At 71.2% G+C, this 14,624-nt stretch carries 15 protein-coding genes; 3 read left to right on the top strand and 12 right to left on the bottom strand.

All coding sequences use genetic code 11. The features are described from left to right. Window positions 1–5: 5 nt before the first annotated feature. Complete coding sequence (locus ACIPYT_RS08730) at window positions 6–1,205, top strand: SAM-dependent methyltransferase (RefSeq protein ID WP_401072640.1); 1,200 nt, start codon at window positions 6–8, stop codon at window positions 1,203–1,205. Window positions 1,206–1,207: 2 nt separating this feature from the next. Here the strand turns inward: ACIPYT_RS08730 and ACIPYT_RS08725 are convergent, their stop codons facing one another. Genes ACIPYT_RS08725 through ACIPYT_RS08685 form a run of 9 tightly spaced genes read right to left on the bottom strand, consistent with a single transcriptional unit; the run spans window position 1,208 to window position 8,176 of the window. Beyond that, a complete protein-coding gene (locus ACIPYT_RS08725; RefSeq protein WP_401072638.1) occupies window positions 1,208–2,374 on the bottom strand; it encodes a hypothetical protein in 1,167 nt (388 codons plus the stop codon). Then, window positions 2,358–3,506 (bottom strand): hypothetical protein, encoded by a 1,149-nt coding sequence (locus ACIPYT_RS08720; RefSeq protein ID WP_401072635.1) that lies wholly within the window; start codon window positions 3,504–3,506, stop codon window positions 2,358–2,360. The genes ACIPYT_RS08725 and ACIPYT_RS08720 overlap by 17 nt, the downstream gene beginning before the upstream one ends. Window positions 3,507–3,508: 2 nt before the next feature. Continuing rightward, window positions 3,509–4,021, bottom strand: a complete 513-nt coding sequence (locus ACIPYT_RS08715; RefSeq protein ID WP_401072633.1) for a hypothetical protein — start codon at window positions 4,019–4,021, stop codon at window positions 3,509–3,511. Next, complete coding sequence (gene tsaD, locus ACIPYT_RS08710) at window positions 4,021–5,091, bottom strand: tRNA (adenosine(37)-N6)-threonylcarbamoyltransferase complex transferase subunit TsaD (RefSeq protein ID WP_401072631.1); 1,071 nt, start codon at window positions 5,089–5,091, stop codon at window positions 4,021–4,023. The genes ACIPYT_RS08715 and tsaD overlap by 1 nt, the downstream gene beginning before the upstream one ends. Beyond that, the gene (rimI, locus tag ACIPYT_RS08705) at window positions 5,088–5,579 is read right to left on the bottom strand and encodes a ribosomal protein S18-alanine N-acetyltransferase (RefSeq protein ID WP_401072629.1); all 492 of its coding nucleotides are present in this window, start codon (window positions 5,577–5,579) and stop codon (window positions 5,088–5,090) included. Before rimI ends, tsaD begins: the two co-directional genes overlap by 4 nt. Next, window positions 5,576–6,199 (bottom strand): tRNA (adenosine(37)-N6)-threonylcarbamoyltransferase complex dimerization subunit type 1 TsaB, encoded by a 624-nt coding sequence (tsaB, locus tag ACIPYT_RS08700; protein WP_401072627.1) that lies wholly within the window; start codon window positions 6,197–6,199, stop codon window positions 5,576–5,578. Before tsaB ends, rimI begins: the two co-directional genes overlap by 4 nt. Next, entirely contained in the window at window positions 6,196–6,717 is a 522-nt protein-coding gene (gene tsaE / locus ACIPYT_RS08695; RefSeq protein WP_401072625.1) for a tRNA (adenosine(37)-N6)-threonylcarbamoyltransferase complex ATPase subunit type 1 TsaE, read from the bottom strand. Before tsaE ends, tsaB begins: the two co-directional genes overlap by 4 nt. Next, on the bottom strand, window positions 6,714–7,820 hold the full coding sequence (gene alr, locus ACIPYT_RS08690; RefSeq protein WP_401072623.1) for an alanine racemase: 1,107 nt from the start codon (window positions 7,818–7,820) through the stop codon (window positions 6,714–6,716). Before alr ends, tsaE begins: the two co-directional genes overlap by 4 nt. Further along, the gene (locus ACIPYT_RS08685) at window positions 7,817–8,176 is read right to left on the bottom strand and encodes a holo-ACP synthase (RefSeq protein ID WP_401072621.1); all 360 of its coding nucleotides are present in this window, start codon (window positions 8,174–8,176) and stop codon (window positions 7,817–7,819) included. Before ACIPYT_RS08685 ends, alr begins: the two co-directional genes overlap by 4 nt. Window positions 8,177–8,426: 250 nt before the next feature. Between ACIPYT_RS08685 and ACIPYT_RS08680 the strand changes: the two genes are divergently transcribed. Further along, entirely contained in the window at window positions 8,427–9,260 is an 834-nt protein-coding gene (locus tag ACIPYT_RS08680; RefSeq protein ID WP_401072619.1) for an endonuclease domain-containing protein, read from the top strand. A gap of 96 nt (window positions 9,261–9,356) precedes the next feature. Here the strand turns inward: ACIPYT_RS08680 and glmS are convergent, their stop codons facing one another. Together glmS and coaA are read right to left on the bottom strand one after the other, a co-directional pair. Beyond that, on the bottom strand, window positions 9,357–11,204 hold the full coding sequence (gene glmS, locus ACIPYT_RS08675; RefSeq protein ID WP_401072617.1) for a glutamine--fructose-6-phosphate transaminase (isomerizing): 1,848 nt from the start codon (window positions 11,202–11,204) through the stop codon (window positions 9,357–9,359). Window positions 11,205–11,284: 80 nt separating this feature from the next. Beyond that, a complete protein-coding gene (gene coaA, locus ACIPYT_RS08670; RefSeq protein WP_401072615.1) occupies window positions 11,285–12,262 on the bottom strand; it encodes a type I pantothenate kinase in 978 nt (325 codons plus the stop codon). Window positions 12,263–12,285: 23 nt separating this feature from the next. Here coaA and ACIPYT_RS08665 point away from each other — a divergent pair, with 23 nt between their 5' ends. Beyond that, window positions 12,286–13,221 carry a Ppx/GppA phosphatase family protein gene (locus ACIPYT_RS08665; RefSeq protein WP_401072613.1) on the top strand — a complete coding sequence of 312 codons (936 nt, stop codon included), beginning with the start codon at window positions 12,286–12,288 and terminating at the stop codon, window positions 13,219–13,221. Between the two features lie 41 nt (window positions 13,222–13,262). Here ACIPYT_RS08665 and glmM read toward each other — a convergent pair whose 3' ends face one another. Next, a complete protein-coding gene (gene glmM / locus ACIPYT_RS08660) occupies window positions 13,263–14,621 on the bottom strand; it encodes a phosphoglucosamine mutase (RefSeq protein WP_401072611.1) in 1,359 nt (452 codons plus the stop codon). Window positions 14,622–14,624 lie beyond the last annotated feature (3 nt).

Here is a 14,624-nt window from a genome sequence, read left to right as displayed (position 1 = left end):
TGGAGATGACCGAGCTGCGCGCCCTGCTCACCCCCGAGGGACTCGAGCTGCTCGACGGGCTCGGGCCGGTCGACGGCGTCGCCGATGTCGCACGTACGGTCTCGCGCCTGCGCGCGGCGGGGCACTCCCCCGACCTCGTCTCGGCCGTGGTGGGTCAGGCGCACCTGCGCGCGAGAGCCGCGACCAAGTTCGGCGATTTCGCGGCGCGGATGCTGTTCACCCGCGCCGGTCTCGAGCAGGCGACCCGGCTCGCGGTCGCCGCACGGCACGCTCAGCGGATGCGACGCTCAGGGATCACGAGGGTCTCGGATCTCGGATGCGGGATCGGCGGCGACGCGCTCGCGTTCGCCGCCGCCGGGCTCGACGTCACCGCCGTCGACGCCGACGAGGTGACGGCCGCGATCGCCGCCTTCAACCTCGCGCCGTTCGCCGAGACCGCTGCCGTGCGGCACGGGACCGCGCAGGATCATGTGCCCGCGCCGGCTGCGGGCCAGGCGGTCTGGATGGACCCGGCACGGCGCACCTCGGGGCACAGCGAGACGCGCCGCGTCTCGTCCGACGACTACTCGCCGCCCCTCGACTGGGCGTACGACGTCGCCGGGCGCATCCCCACCGGCATCAAGCTCGGCCCGGGGCACGACCGCGACGCTCTCCCCTCCGATGCGGAGGCGCAGTGGGTCAGCGCCGACGGCAGCGTGGTCGAGCTCGTGCTCTGGACCGGGGCGCTCGCGCGCGACGGCATCCGTCGCTCGGCCCTCGTCATCCGCGGCGAGCGCTCGCACGAACTCACCGCCGCAGCGGACGCCGTCGACGAGCCGGCGCGCGCGCTCGGCGCCTTCGTGCACGAACCCGACGGCGCGGTCATCCGCGCCCGTCTCATCGGCGACGTCGCGCGCAGCCTCGACGCCGGCATGCTCGACGAGCACATCGCGTACCTGACGTCGGACGCTGCGCTCACGAGTCCCTTCGTGCAGTCGTTCCGCGTGCGCGAGACCATGCCCGCGAACCCCAAGGCGATCAGCGCGGTGCTGAAGGCGCACGGCATCGGCACCCTGGAGATCAAGAAGCGCGGCGTCGACATCGACCCGGCCGCGTTCCGCAAGAAGCTCGCGCTGCGGGGCGATGCCTCCGCCACGCTGTTCCTCACCCGCATCGGCGACCAGCGCCGTGCGATCCTCGCGGATCGCGTTCCCGCAGCGGACTGACCTCAGCCGTCCGTCCCCGCCGAAGGGACCTCGACGAGGATCGGGTCGCCGTGCTCGCCGCCCAGCTCGACGTACGCGGCCCCGGCATCATCGGGGTCGCCCTGCTCTATCGTCAGGTACGGCGTGCCCCACCCCGTGAACCGGATCTGCAGCGTCCACAGCACCGGGGTTCCGTCCTCGGCGGTCTCCAGGCTGAGCGCGCGAAGACCCGCGCGCCGGTCGTCGGACACCCGGCAGGCCGTGGCCGCACTCGCGGCGTCCACGACCATGCACTGCACGAAGCCGCCGGTCTGCGTGCCGTCCGCCGGCTTGTCCACCAGCCAGACCGGCTCGTCGTGGAAGTACCCGACGATCGACAGCCCCGGGAGGTATCCCTCGGCGACCAGGGCCTCGGCCCGCTCGCGCTCCGACCCTTCGAACTGCCCGAGCATCGCGTCGTCGATCTCCCAGCGGTAGATCCATGCGAGCGGTTCGCCGGACGTCGAGTAGCCCACCGTCGCCGAGATCGAGGTGCCGTACTCGTCGGCCGGATCGTCGGGGTCGGCGACCGGCACCGACATCGACACGGTGAGCGGCTGACCGTCGTCGGCGTCGTCGAGCGCGCACTGATCCTGCGAGGCCTCGCCGACGTCGAGCACCGCGCACGCGATCTCACCGTCCCTGCGCGTCGCGTACCAGACCACGGCGTCGTCGTCCTCCGCGATCAGGCGCACGGAGCCCGCGTCGTAGTCCCCCTGCTGCAGCTCGAGACGTCGCTCCTGCTGTGCGGACGAGAGCACTTGGTCGTCACGCCCGAACACTCCCCACCCGACGGCGACGCCGATCAGCAGCAGCACGAGGGATGCCGCGACCGCCGTCCACGCATGCGCGCGGAGGGCCCCTGGCAGGGCGCGGGCCGGCGCCGGGGCGGGATCGGCCGCCGGCTCCACGAGCTCGGGCACCACGGCATCCGGCTCCGCAGCGGCCGTATCCGCGCCCGTCGGCACCGCGTCGGCCGGTGCGGCGTGCGCAGAGCTCGACGGCTCGGACTCGGCGCTCCGCTCCCGCGCCACCCGGGCGGCTTCGAGCTCGGACAGCCGCGCAGCCTCTTCGGCCGTCAGCCCGCCGTCGCGACCGTAAGCGCGCTGCTGCAGCGCACGAAGCTCCGCCGCGTCATCCTCGGGAGGCATCGGAGCCCTCTCCGTGACTGATCGTCAGATACTGCTGCGCGTAGCCGACCGTGTACTCGTACCTCGTCGTCTCGCCGTCGCCATCGACCCGGTCGAGCACGAGCGGCTCCTCGTCAGGCATCCCGATCGGATTGTCGCGGCATTCCATGTCGGGCTCCGGCCGGGAGCCGTCGTACACGAGGCAGTACATCTGCGTTCCGGTCATCGTGCCCACCCAGAGCGGCACGTCGCCGTCATATCCCACCACCGCGAGCGAGCGACCGTCGAATCCGGCTTCCACGAGCGAATCGGCGATCGCGAGCTCCTCAGGGTTCGCGTACATCGAGGATCCCTCGGACGGCGCGACGTAGCTGTAGGCGATCACCGCCGGGTCGCCGCGGGAGCTCAGGAAGAGCTGCGCGTCGACCCGATACCGCACGTCGTCGGCGTCGTCACCCTCGCCGGACGTCTCGGACAGCGAGCCGTACACGCCTCCGGTGAGCACCTGTTCGCGGGTCGAGCACGTGGGCGCCGTCTTGACCCCGTCGCCGAGGATGAGGCAGATGTTCGTACCGTCCCGCTGCGTCGCGTACCAGACCACCGTGTCGCGTTCGATCGCGACCGCTCGGATCGAGCCGGTGTCGTAGATCCCCGAGGCGATCAGGTCTCCCTGCCACCCCTGCTGATCGGCCGAGAGCTGCGGGGCCGTCTCACCGCCTCGATCGCCGAACGCGAGCCACCCGCAGAGGATGCCGACGCCGATGAACGCGACGATCGTGAGCGCGACGGCGAGTCCACGCCGGGCGAGCAGCGAGCGGAGCGACGGGGTGTCGGCCTGCGGAGCGGCGCCCTCGTCGGAGTCGGATCCAGCCGCGGGTGTCGGGGCGGCGGGTGTCGGAGCGGCGGGTGTCGGAGCGGTGGGTGTCGGAGCGGTGGTCGCGACCGTGACCGTCGCGGACCCGGTTGACGGGCGGATCGACGAGGACCCCACGGACGCGGGTGAATCCATGGTGCCCGTCGGCGCCGGATTCGCGCGGGTGCGAACACCCTCGATCTTTCGAAGGCGCGCCGCCTCGGCATCCGTGAGCCCTCCTGCGCGACCGTAGGCCTTGGCCTGCAGCGCTCGCAGCTCGCGGATGTCGTCGTCGGCCATGCTCAGCCGAGCCTCTCGAACTGCATCCCCGCCCACACCAGCCAGCCCAGGCTGTAGACGGTCGCGCACAGTCCCAGCACCAGCGCCCACCGCGCCATCGCTCTGCTCTCCACCGGGCGACGCAGCGACATCACGGCCGCGATGACCGCGACGACCGCGATCGGGATGGCCCAGCCGACGAACAGCGACGCGCCCAGGGCGACGATCGCCGCCATCAGCGCCCACGGCGCGAGTCGGGTGTCGTCGACGGCGACCACGGTCGCGGTCGTCGGCTCCCAGTCCGGCTCACGCGGCGGGGAATCGACGTCAGGACCGCTCACCACGACCGGTTCGATACCGACCGGGCCGGTGGGCAGCTTCGTGTAGCCGTCTCGGCGAGCGCCGGGCAGCCGCGCGGAGCCCGCCGGCCGTTCGACCTCGCCGCTCGGGCTCTCGACACTCGTGCGGGGCGTCGCGGGCTCTCCCGAGGAGGCGGAGTCCGCCCCTGCGGGCGTGAGCGGATTCTCGCGACCCATCACGCCACCGCGATGCTCTCGCCGACCTGGATCTCGGTCACGGGCAGAGTCGAGTCCGCGCCGAAGGCGAGCGTCGACGGGCGGCGGCCCGAAGAGATCAGCTCGGCGGCGAGCGCTGCGATCATCGCCCCGTTGTCGGTGCACAGAGACAGCGGCGGGATGCGCACCGTGACGCCTGCGGCCTCGGCTCGGGCGAGCGCGACATCGCGCAGCCGGCGGTTCGCGATCACACCGCCGCCGAGCAGCAGGCGCGGCACCCCGAGATCCGTGCACGCCGCGAGGGCCTTGGTCACGAGCACATCGACGACAGCCTCGCGGAAACTCGCCGCGACGTCGGCGACGGGCACCTCGACGCCCTCGGCCTCGCAGCGCTCGACCCACCGCGCGACAGCGGTCTTCAGACCCGAGAACGAGAAGTCGTAGCGGTGCGCCGCCATGTCGGACGCGCGCGACAAACCGCGGGGGAAGCGGATCGCGTCAGGGTCGCCGTCGAGGGCTGCCCGATCGATCTCGGGGCCCCCGGGGTACGGCAGCGACAGCAGCCGCGCGACCTTGTCGAAGGCCTCGCCTGCCGCGTCGTCCATGGTCTCGCCGAGCATCTCGACGTCGGTCGTCAGGTCGCGCACATGCAGCAGCGAGGTGTGGCCGCCCGACACCAGGAGCGCGACCGTGGGGTACTCGAGGGGCGCGGAGTCGGGGGTGAGGATGTCGGCGGCGATGTGCCCCACGAGATGGTTCACGGCATAGAGCGGCTTGTCGAGAGCGACGGCGAGCCCCTTCGCTGCGCCCACGCCCACCATGAGCGCCCCGGCGAGACCCGGTCCGCTCGTGACGGCCACCGCGTCGAGGTCGTCGAGCCGCACGCCCGCCTCGGCGAGAGCCGCATCGATCGACGGCTGCAGCGCCTCCAGGTGCGCGCGCGCCGCGACCTCCGGAACGACCCCTCCGTACCTGGCGTGCTCGTCCATGCTCGACGCGATCGTGTTCGACAGCAGCATGCGGCCACGGACGATCCCGATCCCGGTCTCGTCGCAGCTCGTCTCGATGCCCAGCACCAGAGGCTCGGTCATGCGGTCGCCTCCTTCGCGGCATCCGCGGCCGCACCCCGTCGGTGCTGCAGCACGAGCCGCATCACGATCGCATCCACGTCATCCGGCTGGTAGTAGCGCGGGCGTCGCCCGATCTCCTCGAACCCCTCGGAGAGGTACAGCCCCTCGGCACCCGGATTGTCGGCGCGCACCTCCAGGAACACCTCGCGCGCGCCGCGGTCGGCAGCGGTCTCGAGCAGGGCCCGCAGCAGCGCGCGCCCGCGGCCTGCGCCCCGGTGCTCCGCGTCGAAGGCGATCGTCTGGATGTCGGCATCCCCCGCTCCTTCGAGCGCGCGCACGCCCCCGTAGCCGATCACGGTGCCCTCGTGCTCGTCGACGAGATAACGCCCGTGGGGGCTGCCGAGCTCGAGCGCCATCGCCTGCGCGCTCCACGCGTCGGTCGGGAACGAGCGATGCTCGATGGCCATGATGGCGTCGAGGTCGTCGGGGGTCGCAGTGCGGAGCGTCACAGGCCCACCTTCTTCGGGGCGCCCGGCACCGTCACGTCGGGATGCCGCAGATACAGCGGCTCCTCGCCCGCGAGGGTGCGGCCGGCCGCCAGCGCCCGCGCGCCGACGCGCGCCAGGTCGGCGGCCGAGAGCGTGGTGACCTCGATCGCGCGGATGCCGGCGAGCGCCTCGTCGACGTTCGCCCGAGCCACGAGCGCCGTGTCGGTCTCGACGCGGGGGATGCCGTCGGCGTCGAGGCCGTCGAACACCGTCACGGCGACCTCGCGGCGTCGGGCGTCGGTCACGATCGCGAAGAGTCCGTCGACGCCGTCGACCTCCATCGCGGTCAGGGCGGCGGCGAGGTGGCTGGGCACGGCGACGACGGGAACGCCGCGGCCGAGAGCGAACGTGCGAGCGGCCGCGATGCCGATGCGGAGGCCCGTGAAGGGTCCGGGCCCCATGCCCGCGACGACGTGGTCGATCGCGCCGGCGCCGGCGCCGTCGACGACGTCGCGCAGGAGGTCGCCGATCACCTCGGCGTGGCCGAGCGGATCGTCGGTCGCCGCCTCGGCACGGAGGGCTCCGTCGTCGGCGACGATCGCGACGGCGGTTCCCAGAGAGGTGTCGACGGCGAGGATCACCCTTCCAGGGTAGTCTGCGCCGCCTGGGGCGGGGCTGCCCGCCTGCCGTGAGCGATGGTCACGTGGCGAGGAGCGTCGGAATCGAGGTCGGCGGGATCCACATCGTGGTCGACGCCGACGGGACGCTCGAGCTCGATGTCCCACCACGACTCCGCGAGGTCCTCCGCCATGCCGCGACCCCACTCGATCACGACGACCGAACGGTCGAGATCGATGTCGAGGTCTTCGAGCTCGGCACCGGAACCGAGCCGGTACGCGTCGACGTGCACGAGCGGGGCCCGCCCCACGAGGGAAGGATGCGTGCGGGCGATCACGAACGTCGGACTCTGCACCGGGCCCCGGACGCCGAGTCCCTCGGCGAGCCCCCGCGTGAACGTGGTCTTGCCCGCTCCGAGCGGACCGGTGAGGATCAGCAGGTCGCCGCGCCCGAGCTGCTCGCCGATCCGGAACCCCAGCTGCTCCATCGCCCCGGCCGTGTCGATCTCGTGGCGGCCCAGGAACGCCGGGTCGACGCTCACGCCGACCTCCGCGGCACTCGGGCGCCGATGCGCGTGACGATCTCGTAGTTGATGGTCGATGCGGCGTTCGCCCATTCCGAGGCCGAGGGGACGCCGAGCGTCGGATCCCCGAACAGCACCACTTCGTCGCCGATCGACACCGGGGCGTCGCCGACGTCGACCACGAACTGGTCCATCGCGATGCGGCCGACGTTGGTGTGGCGACGACCGGCGATCGACACCGGCAGCCGGCCCGAGGCATGGCGAGGCACCCCGTCGGCGTAGCCGAGCGGAACGAGCACGAGCGTCGTGTCGTGCGGCGTGCGGTGGTCGTAGCCGTAGGAGACGCCGGCGCCTGCGGGCACCCGCCGGACGGCAGCGACCGCCCCGCGCAGGGTCATCGCCGGGCGAAGCCCCAGGTCGGCCGACGAGCGGTCCTCGAACGGCGACAGGCCGTAGATCCCGACGCCGATGCGCACCGCATCCAGACGCGTCTCGGGCAGGTCGATCGCCGCTGCGGTCGCCGCGATGTGGCGGATCTCGGGGTGGATGCCGAAAGACGCCGCCGCAGCGACCGCATCCTCGAAGCGGGCAAGCGCCTCTCGGTCGTCCTGCGGCGAGGTGTTGGAGAGGTGGCTGAAGAGGCCGATGATGCGCAGTCGGCCGATGCGTTCGAGGCGTGCCGCCTCCGCCAGCACCCGCTGCCAGTCGCCCGGGGCGATGCCGTTGCGCGACAAGCCCGTCTCGAATTTGAGGTGCACGCCCACGGGCCGATCGACCGTGGCCGCGACCGCCGCCGCCTCGAGCTGGTCGAACGACGAGATGCCGAGCTCGATGTCCTCCTCGGCCGCGCGCTCGAACCGCTCGCCGGGCGCGTGCAGCCAGGCCACGATCGGCGCCGTGATGCCCTGTCGGCGCAGCTCGAGCGCCTCGGGGATCTCGGCGACGCCGAGGCGGGTCGCGCCTCCCGCGAGCGCGGCGACGGCTGCCGCGGCGACGCCGTGACCGTAGGCGTTGGCCTTGACCACGGCGATGACGTCGACGCCGGTCAGGCGCCGGAAGTGCCGGACGTTGTCGGTGATCGCATCCAGGTCGATGCGCGCCTCTCGGAACGGGACGGTCACAGCGGGTCTCCTTCCGCGACGACGAACGCGGCGGCGAAACCCGCGTCGTGGGTGAGGGTCAGATGCAGGCGGGTGATCCCGCGCTCCGCGACGACCGCGGCGGTCGTGCCGGACAGGACGAAGTGCGGGCGCCCGGACGGCTCCGAAGCGATCTCGATCTCGGTCCAGTGCACGCCGTCCGATCCGCCGAGCGTCTTGATCAGCGCTTCCTTCGCCGCGAACCGCGCCGCGAGCGACGGCAGCCGCAGCGCACGCTCGGCGGGCGCGAAGAGACGCTCGCGCAACCGGGGGGTGCGCTCGAGGGTCCGCTCGAACCGCGGGATGTCGACGAGGTCGATGCCGGTCCCGATGATCACCCGTTCAGCCTAGTCGCGCCCGTCACCCGGCCGTCCTGAGACACTCGCGCGCGCCCGGTCGCGGGACCGTCCCTCACTCGCAGGTCGAAACCACGGATGCATGCCGGACTGACGGCCTGCGGCATGCATCCGGATTTCGGGCATGCATCTGAGCGCGCGACTCTTTCTCCACAATCGGCGATTCGATGCATCCGTCACGAAGGTCCTCTCCCCATCCCCGGGGAGGGCCCGGATGTCCGAGGATCGCAGGATGCTCGATCCATCAGAGATACTCACTCGCCTCGACGGCATTTCTCGGGGCACGGTCCTCCAGCAATACGGATGCTCGCGCGACCGTCTCCGACGGGCCGTCGCCGGGGGCACGATCGTCCGCGTCCGCGCAGGTATCTTCGCGGTGCCGACTGCGGACGCGAAGGTCGTCGCAGCCGCGGCCCACGGAGGCGCCCTCACGTGTGCCGCTGCGCTCCGCGCGTACGCCGTCTGGACTCTGCCGGAAGACGACGGCGCGATCCATGTATGGCTCGGCGGATCGGGTCGTGTACACCCTCATGAGGGTTGTGCGTGCGTCGCGCACTACTCCCCCGGCACCGCAGGACTCGGCATCGCTCCACTCGCCGTCGGGCTCATCCACTCGTATCGATGCCTGGGAGCCGAAGCGTTCTTCGCGGCGTACGAGTCGGCCTGGAATCGACGCCAGCTCTCCGCGCACGACAGGAAGAGGATCCGACGCGAGCTCCCGGCATCCGCGCGATGGCTCGTCGATCTCGCGCGTCCCGACGCGCAGAGCGGTCTCGAGTCGATCCTGCGCCTACGGCTTCACCTGCTCGGCATCCGACTCGACTGTCAGGTGGCGATCAGCGGTGTGGGCCGCGTCGATTTCGTCATCGAATCACGGGTGATCCTCGAGGTGGACGGTCGCCTGAACCACGCGAGTGCTGAGCGGCGTCACCATGACCTGCGCCGCGACGCGGCCGCATCCGCCCTGGGGTATGAAACTCTGCGCTTCGACTATGCGCTGCTCATCCACGACTGGGACGCGGTGCTGGCGGCGATCCTTCCGGCGCTCGCCCGCGCCCGCGCATGACGCTCACTTGCAGGTCGAAACGACGGATGCATGCCGAGACACCGGTTCTCGACATGCATCCGTCGTTTCGACATGCGGGCGTGACGCCCCGACCGATTACTCGACCGTGACGGACTTCGCGAGGTTGCGCGGCTGGTCGACGTCGAGGCCCTTGGCCGTGGCCAGCGCCATGGCGAAGATCTGCAGCGGCACGACACCGAGCAGCGGCTCGAACATCGCTCCGGCGAGCGGGATGCGGATGACCTCGTCGGCGAACGGCAGCACGGCCGCGTCGCCCTCTTCGGCCACCACGATCACGCGCGCTCCGCGGGCGCGGATCTCCTGGATGTTGGAGACGACCTTCGAGTGCACGAGTGCCGAGTGGCGCGGCGAGGGCACCAGCACGAACACCGGCTGCCCCGGCTCGATCAGAGCGATCGGGCCGTGCTTGAGCTCGCCGGCCGCGAAGCCCTCGGCGTGGATGTACGAGATCTCCTTGAGCTTGAGCGCACCCTCGAGCGCGATCGGGTAGCCCACGTGACGACCGAGGAACAACACCGAGCGCGTGTCGGCCATCCAGCTCGCGAGCTGCGAGACGTGCTCCTGCTCGCTCTCGAGCACCTTGGCGACCTTCTCGGGCAGGCTCGTGAGCTCGGCGACGTCGGCAGCGGCGTCGCCGACCGTGCCGCGGACACGGCCCATGTGCAGACCGAGGAGCAGCAGCGCGGTGATCTGCGCCGAGAACGCCTTGGTCGATGCGACCGCGACCTCGGGCCCTGCGTGCGTGTACACGACCGCGTCGGACTCGCGCGGGATCGTCGCCCCCTGGGTGTTGCAGATCGACAGCGTGCGGGCGCCGCGCTCACGCGCGTACTTGACGGCCATGAGCGTGTCCATCGTCTCGCCCGACTGGCTGATCGACACGACGAGCGTGTCGTCGCCGATCACCGGGTCGCGGTAGCGGAACTCGTGCGCCAGCTCGACGTCGACGGGCACCCGTGCCCACTGCTCGATCGCGTACTTGCCGACGAGGGCGGCGTACGACGCCGTTCCGCACGCGGTGATGATGACGCGGTTGATGCCGGTGAAGAGGTCGTCGAGACCGTCGAGCTCGGGGATGACCACCTGGTCGCCCTGGATGCGGCCGCGGATCGTGTTGGCGACGGCCTCGGGCTGCTCCGCGACCTCCTTGGCCATGAAGCTCGGCCATCCGCCCTTCTCGGCGGCGGCGGCGTCCCACGAGACGTCGAAGGGCTCGGCCTCGACCGGCGCACCGGCGAAGTCGGTGACGGTCACGGCATCCGGCGTGATCGACACGATCTGGTCCTGACCGATCGCGAGCGCCTTGCGGGTGTGCTCGACGAAAGCCGCGACGTCGGAGCCGAGGAAGTTCTCGCCGTCGCCGAGTCCGATCACGAGCGGGGAGTTGCGGCGAGCGCCCACCACGAGGCCCGGGTGGTCCTGGTGCATCGCAAGCAGCGTGAACGCGCCCTCGAGTCGGTTCACCACGCTGCGGAAGGCGAGCTGCAGGTCGCCGCCGTTCTCACGGTAGGCACGGCCGAGCAGCGCCGCGGCGACCTCGGTGTCGGTCTCGCTGCGGAAGGCGACGCCCGCGGCGATCAACTCGTCGCGCAGGGTGGCGAAGTTCTCGATGATGCCGTTGTGGATCAGGGCGAGACGGTCGTCGTCCGCGAGGTGCGGGTGCGCGTTGACGTCGGTGGGGCCGCCGTGCGTCGCCCACCGCGTGTGTCCGATGCCGGTGTTGCCGTCGGCGAGTGCCGCATCGGCGAGCGAGTCGCGCAGCACAGCGAGCTTGCCGGCCTTCTTGCGCATGCCCAGCGTGCCCTCGCCGTCGATGACGGCGACACCCGCGGAGTCATAGCCGCGGTACTCGAGACGGGCGAGACCTGCGAGCAGGATGTCCTGGCTGGGCCGCGGGCCCACGTATCCGACGATTCCACACATGGGTCTAAGAGTAAGCCGGGAATTTTGCGAAGGTTCCGAACGAACTCCTCGACGCCCGTGACCGAGCGGGATGCCGCGGGTCAGAGCTTGCGCAGGAGGACGCTCTCGACGTTGTGGTCGGCGCCCTTGCTGAGCACGAGTCGTGCCCGGTGCTTGGTCGGCATCACGTTCTCGACGAGATTCGGCATGTTGATCTCGTTCCAGTAGCCGAGCGCGGTCGTGATCGCCTCCTCGTCCGTGAGGTGCGCGAACACGTTGAAGTACGACGAGGGGTTCGAGAACGCACCCTGGCGGAGCGCGAGGAACCGGTCGACGTACCATTTCTCGATGTGCGAGGTGTCGGCGTCGACGAAGATCGAGAAGTCGAACAGGTCGCTCACCGCGACGTCGTTCGGCGCGGGCGGCGGCTGCAACACGTTGAGGCCCTCGACGATCACCACGTCGGGACGCCGCACCACCACGTGCGCATCCGGCACGATGTCGTACCGCATGTGCGAGTAGAACGGCGCACGGACCTCGGCGGCCCCGCTCTTGACCTCCGTGAGGAATTCGATGAGCGCGCGGCGGTCGTAGGACTCCGGGAAGCCCTTGCGGTCCATGAGGCCGCGACGCTCGAGCTCAGCGTTGGGGTACAGGAATCCGTCGGTCGTCACGAGCTCGACGCGGGGCGTACCCGGCCACCGACCCATCAGCTCGCGGAGGAGGCGCGCGATCGTCGACTTGCCGACGGCCACGGATCCGGCGACGCCGACCACGAACGGTGTCGTGGTGTCATCCTCCTGCAGGAAGTCGCTGGTCGCGGCGCCCAGGCGCTTGGTCGCGCTCGCATACAGGCTGAGCAGGCGACTCAGCGGCAGGTACACCTCGCGCACCTCGGTGAGATCCAGGCGGTCGCCGATGCCGCGCAGCTCGACCACCTCCGTCTCGGTGAGGGGCTGATCGAGTCCCGCCGCGAGTCGAGCCCACTCGTCACGCCCGATCTCCCGATATGGAGACAGGGGCAGCGCGGGGTCGACGGTGGTCACCGCACCATCGTATCCGTGCGACCGCAGGCGCATCGGTGCGGCGGTAGTCTCTTTGCGTGCGCCTGGGAGTCCTCGACATCGGTTCCAACACCGTCCACATGCTGGCCGCGGACGTGCGCGCGGGCGGACGGCCGCTCGCCACGACGAGCGATCGCACCGTGCTGCGCCTCATGCGCTACCTCACAGACGACGGCGCGATCTCGGAGGAGGGCGTGCGCGCGCTCGAGGATGCCGTGGACCGCGCGCGACGGGTCGCCGAGGAGGAGCGCGTCGACGAACTGCTCGCCACCGCGACGAGCGCCGTGCGCGACGCCCGCAACGGCGCGGAGGTGATCGCCCGCATCGAGGCGGCGCTCGGCCAGCCGCTGCAGGTGCTCGACGGTGAGACCGAGGCGGAGCTCACCTTCCTCGCGGTGCGACGGTGGTTCGGATGGTCGGCGGGTCAGATCCTGCTGCTCGACATCGGCGGCGGATCGCTCGAGATCGCGGCAGGCGGAGAGGAGCTTCCGGACGCCGCGGCATCCGTGCCCCTCGGCGCCGGGCGCATGACGGTGCAGTTCCTGCCGAGCGACCCGCCCGGCGAGGACGACGTCGAGCGCCTGCGCGCGCATGCGGCCGACACGCTCGCGTCTGTGCTGCCGCGCTTCGAGGCGCTCCCCCGCCCCGATCACGTCGTGGGGTCGTCGAAGGCCATCCGCTCGCTCGCGAAGCTCGTCGGCTACCCGGTGCCCGGGTGGTCGGGATCCGAGCGGATGCTTCTTCCTCGCGCGGCTCTGGGGTCGTGGATCCCCCGATTGGCCCGGCTCCCCGCATCCGCGCGGCAGGAGCTGCCGGGGATCACCGCGGACCGCACGTTCCAGATCGTCGCGGCGGCCGTGTCCCTGCACACGGCGATGAGCGCGCTGAAGCTCGATGAGCTCGAGGTCTCGCCGTGGGCGCTGCGCGAAGGCGTGCTGCTGCGGTACATCGAGCAGCTGGGCCAGCGGGGCTGACCCAGCGCTCGACGAACCGTCGGATGCTCGGGCCTGCGTCGTCAGAGCGCGAGGCGCTCGCGCACGACGTCGGACAGGCGTTCGGCGTAGGACTGCGCCGACGCCGCGTCGGCGGCCTCGACCATGACGCGCACGAGCGGCTCGGTGCCGGACTTGCGCAGCAGCACACGACCGGTGTCGCCGAGTTCGGCGGTCACGGCGCGCACGGCCTCCTGCACGACCTCGTCGCCGTCGACCGCGTCCTTGTCGACGCCGCGCACGTTGATGAGCACCTGCGGGTATACGGTCATGACCGCGGCGAGCTCGGCGATCGACTTCTGCTGGCGTGCCATCTCGGCGACCAGGTGCAGTCCGGTGAGGAGCCCGTCACCCGTGGTGGCGTACTCGCTCATGATGACGTGACCGGACTGCTCGCCGCCGAGCGCGTATCCGCCGGCGTTCATGTCTTCGAGCACGTACCGGTCGCCGACCGCGGTCTGGCGCACGGTGATGCCGTGCTCGCGCATGGCGACGTGCAGGCCGAGGTTACTCATGACGGTCGCGACGAGGGTGTCGTCGGTGAGGTGACCGCGCTCTTTCATCGAGACGGCCAGGATCGCCATGATCTGGTCGCCGTCGATCACATTGCCCTGCGCATCGACGGCGAGGCAGCGGTCGGCGTCACCGTCGTGAGCGATGCCGATGTCGGCACCGAGGCGCACGACGGCCTCCGCGAGGTTGTCGAGGTGGGTCGATCCGACGCCGTCGTTGATGTTCCAGCCGTCGGGGTCGGCGCCGATCACGGTGACCTCGGCGCCTGCATCGCGGAACGTCTCGGGGGACACGCCGGATGCCGCGCCGTGGGCGCAGTCGAGCACGACCTTGATGCCGTTCAGGCGGTTCGGAAGCGATCCGAGCAGGTGCACGACGTAGCGATCCTCGGCATCCGCGAAACGGATGACCCGGCCGACGTCCGCGCCCGTGGGGCGCAGCTTCTCCCCCGCCATGGCGGCCTCGATGCGCTCCTCGACGATGTCGGGGAGCTTCACGCCGCCGCGGGCGAAGATCTTGATGCCGTTGTCGGGCGCCGCGTTGTGCGACGCCGAGATCATGACGCCGAAGTCCGCGTCACGGTCGGCGACGAGGAACGCCAGAGCAGGCGTCGGGATGACTCCCGCCTCGAGCACGTCGACCCCCGAGGAGGCGAGGCCGGCCGCGACGGCCGCCTCGAGGAAGTGACCGGAGACGCGGGGGTCACGGGCCACCACTGCGGTGAGGCGCTTGCCTTCGGCGATGCGAGCTTCCGCAGTACGGCCCTGGCCCAGGACGACAGCAGTCGCCTGGGCCAGGGTGAGCGCCAGGTCGGCGGTGAGGATGCCATTGGCGAGTCCTCGCACACCGTCCGTGCCAAAGATCGGCATCGG

The sequence above is a fragment of the Microbacterium sp. NPDC089695 genome (assembly GCF_044749085.1).
Classification (GTDB): domain Bacteria; phylum Actinomycetota; class Actinomycetes; order Actinomycetales; family Microbacteriaceae; genus Microbacterium.
Note: the sequence above shows the minus strand (reverse complement) of the source record. Positions and strands in the feature narration are given on the sequence as shown.

Coding starts and splice junctions, on each gene's coding strand:
- ACIPYT_RS08730 (WP_401072640.1), top strand. CDS start 6: ATGACCGAGCTGCGCGCCCTGCTCACCCCCGAGGGACTCGAGCTGCTC.
- ACIPYT_RS08725 (WP_401072638.1), bottom strand. CDS start 2,374: ATGCCTCCCGAGGATGACGCGGCGGAGCTTCGTGCGCTGCAGCAGCGC.
- ACIPYT_RS08720 (WP_401072635.1), bottom strand. CDS start 3,506: ATGGCCGACGACGACATCCGCGAGCTGCGAGCGCTGCAGGCCAAGGCC.
- ACIPYT_RS08715 (WP_401072633.1), bottom strand. CDS start 4,021: ATGGGTCGCGAGAATCCGCTCACGCCCGCAGGGGCGGACTCCGCCTCC.
- tsaD (WP_401072631.1), bottom strand. CDS start 5,091: ATGACCGAGCCTCTGGTGCTGGGCATCGAGACGAGCTGCGACGAGACC.
- ACIPYT_RS08680 (WP_401072619.1), top strand. CDS start 8,427: ATGCTCGATCCATCAGAGATACTCACTCGCCTCGACGGCATTTCTCGG.
- glmS (WP_401072617.1), bottom strand. CDS start 11,204: ATGTGTGGAATCGTCGGATACGTGGGCCCGCGGCCCAGCCAGGACATC.
- coaA (WP_401072615.1), bottom strand. CDS start 12,262: ATGCGCCTGCGGTCGCACGGATACGATGGTGCGGTGACCACCGTCGAC.
- glmM (WP_401072611.1), bottom strand. CDS start 14,621: ATGCCGATCTTTGGCACGGACGGTGTGCGAGGACTCGCCAATGGCATC.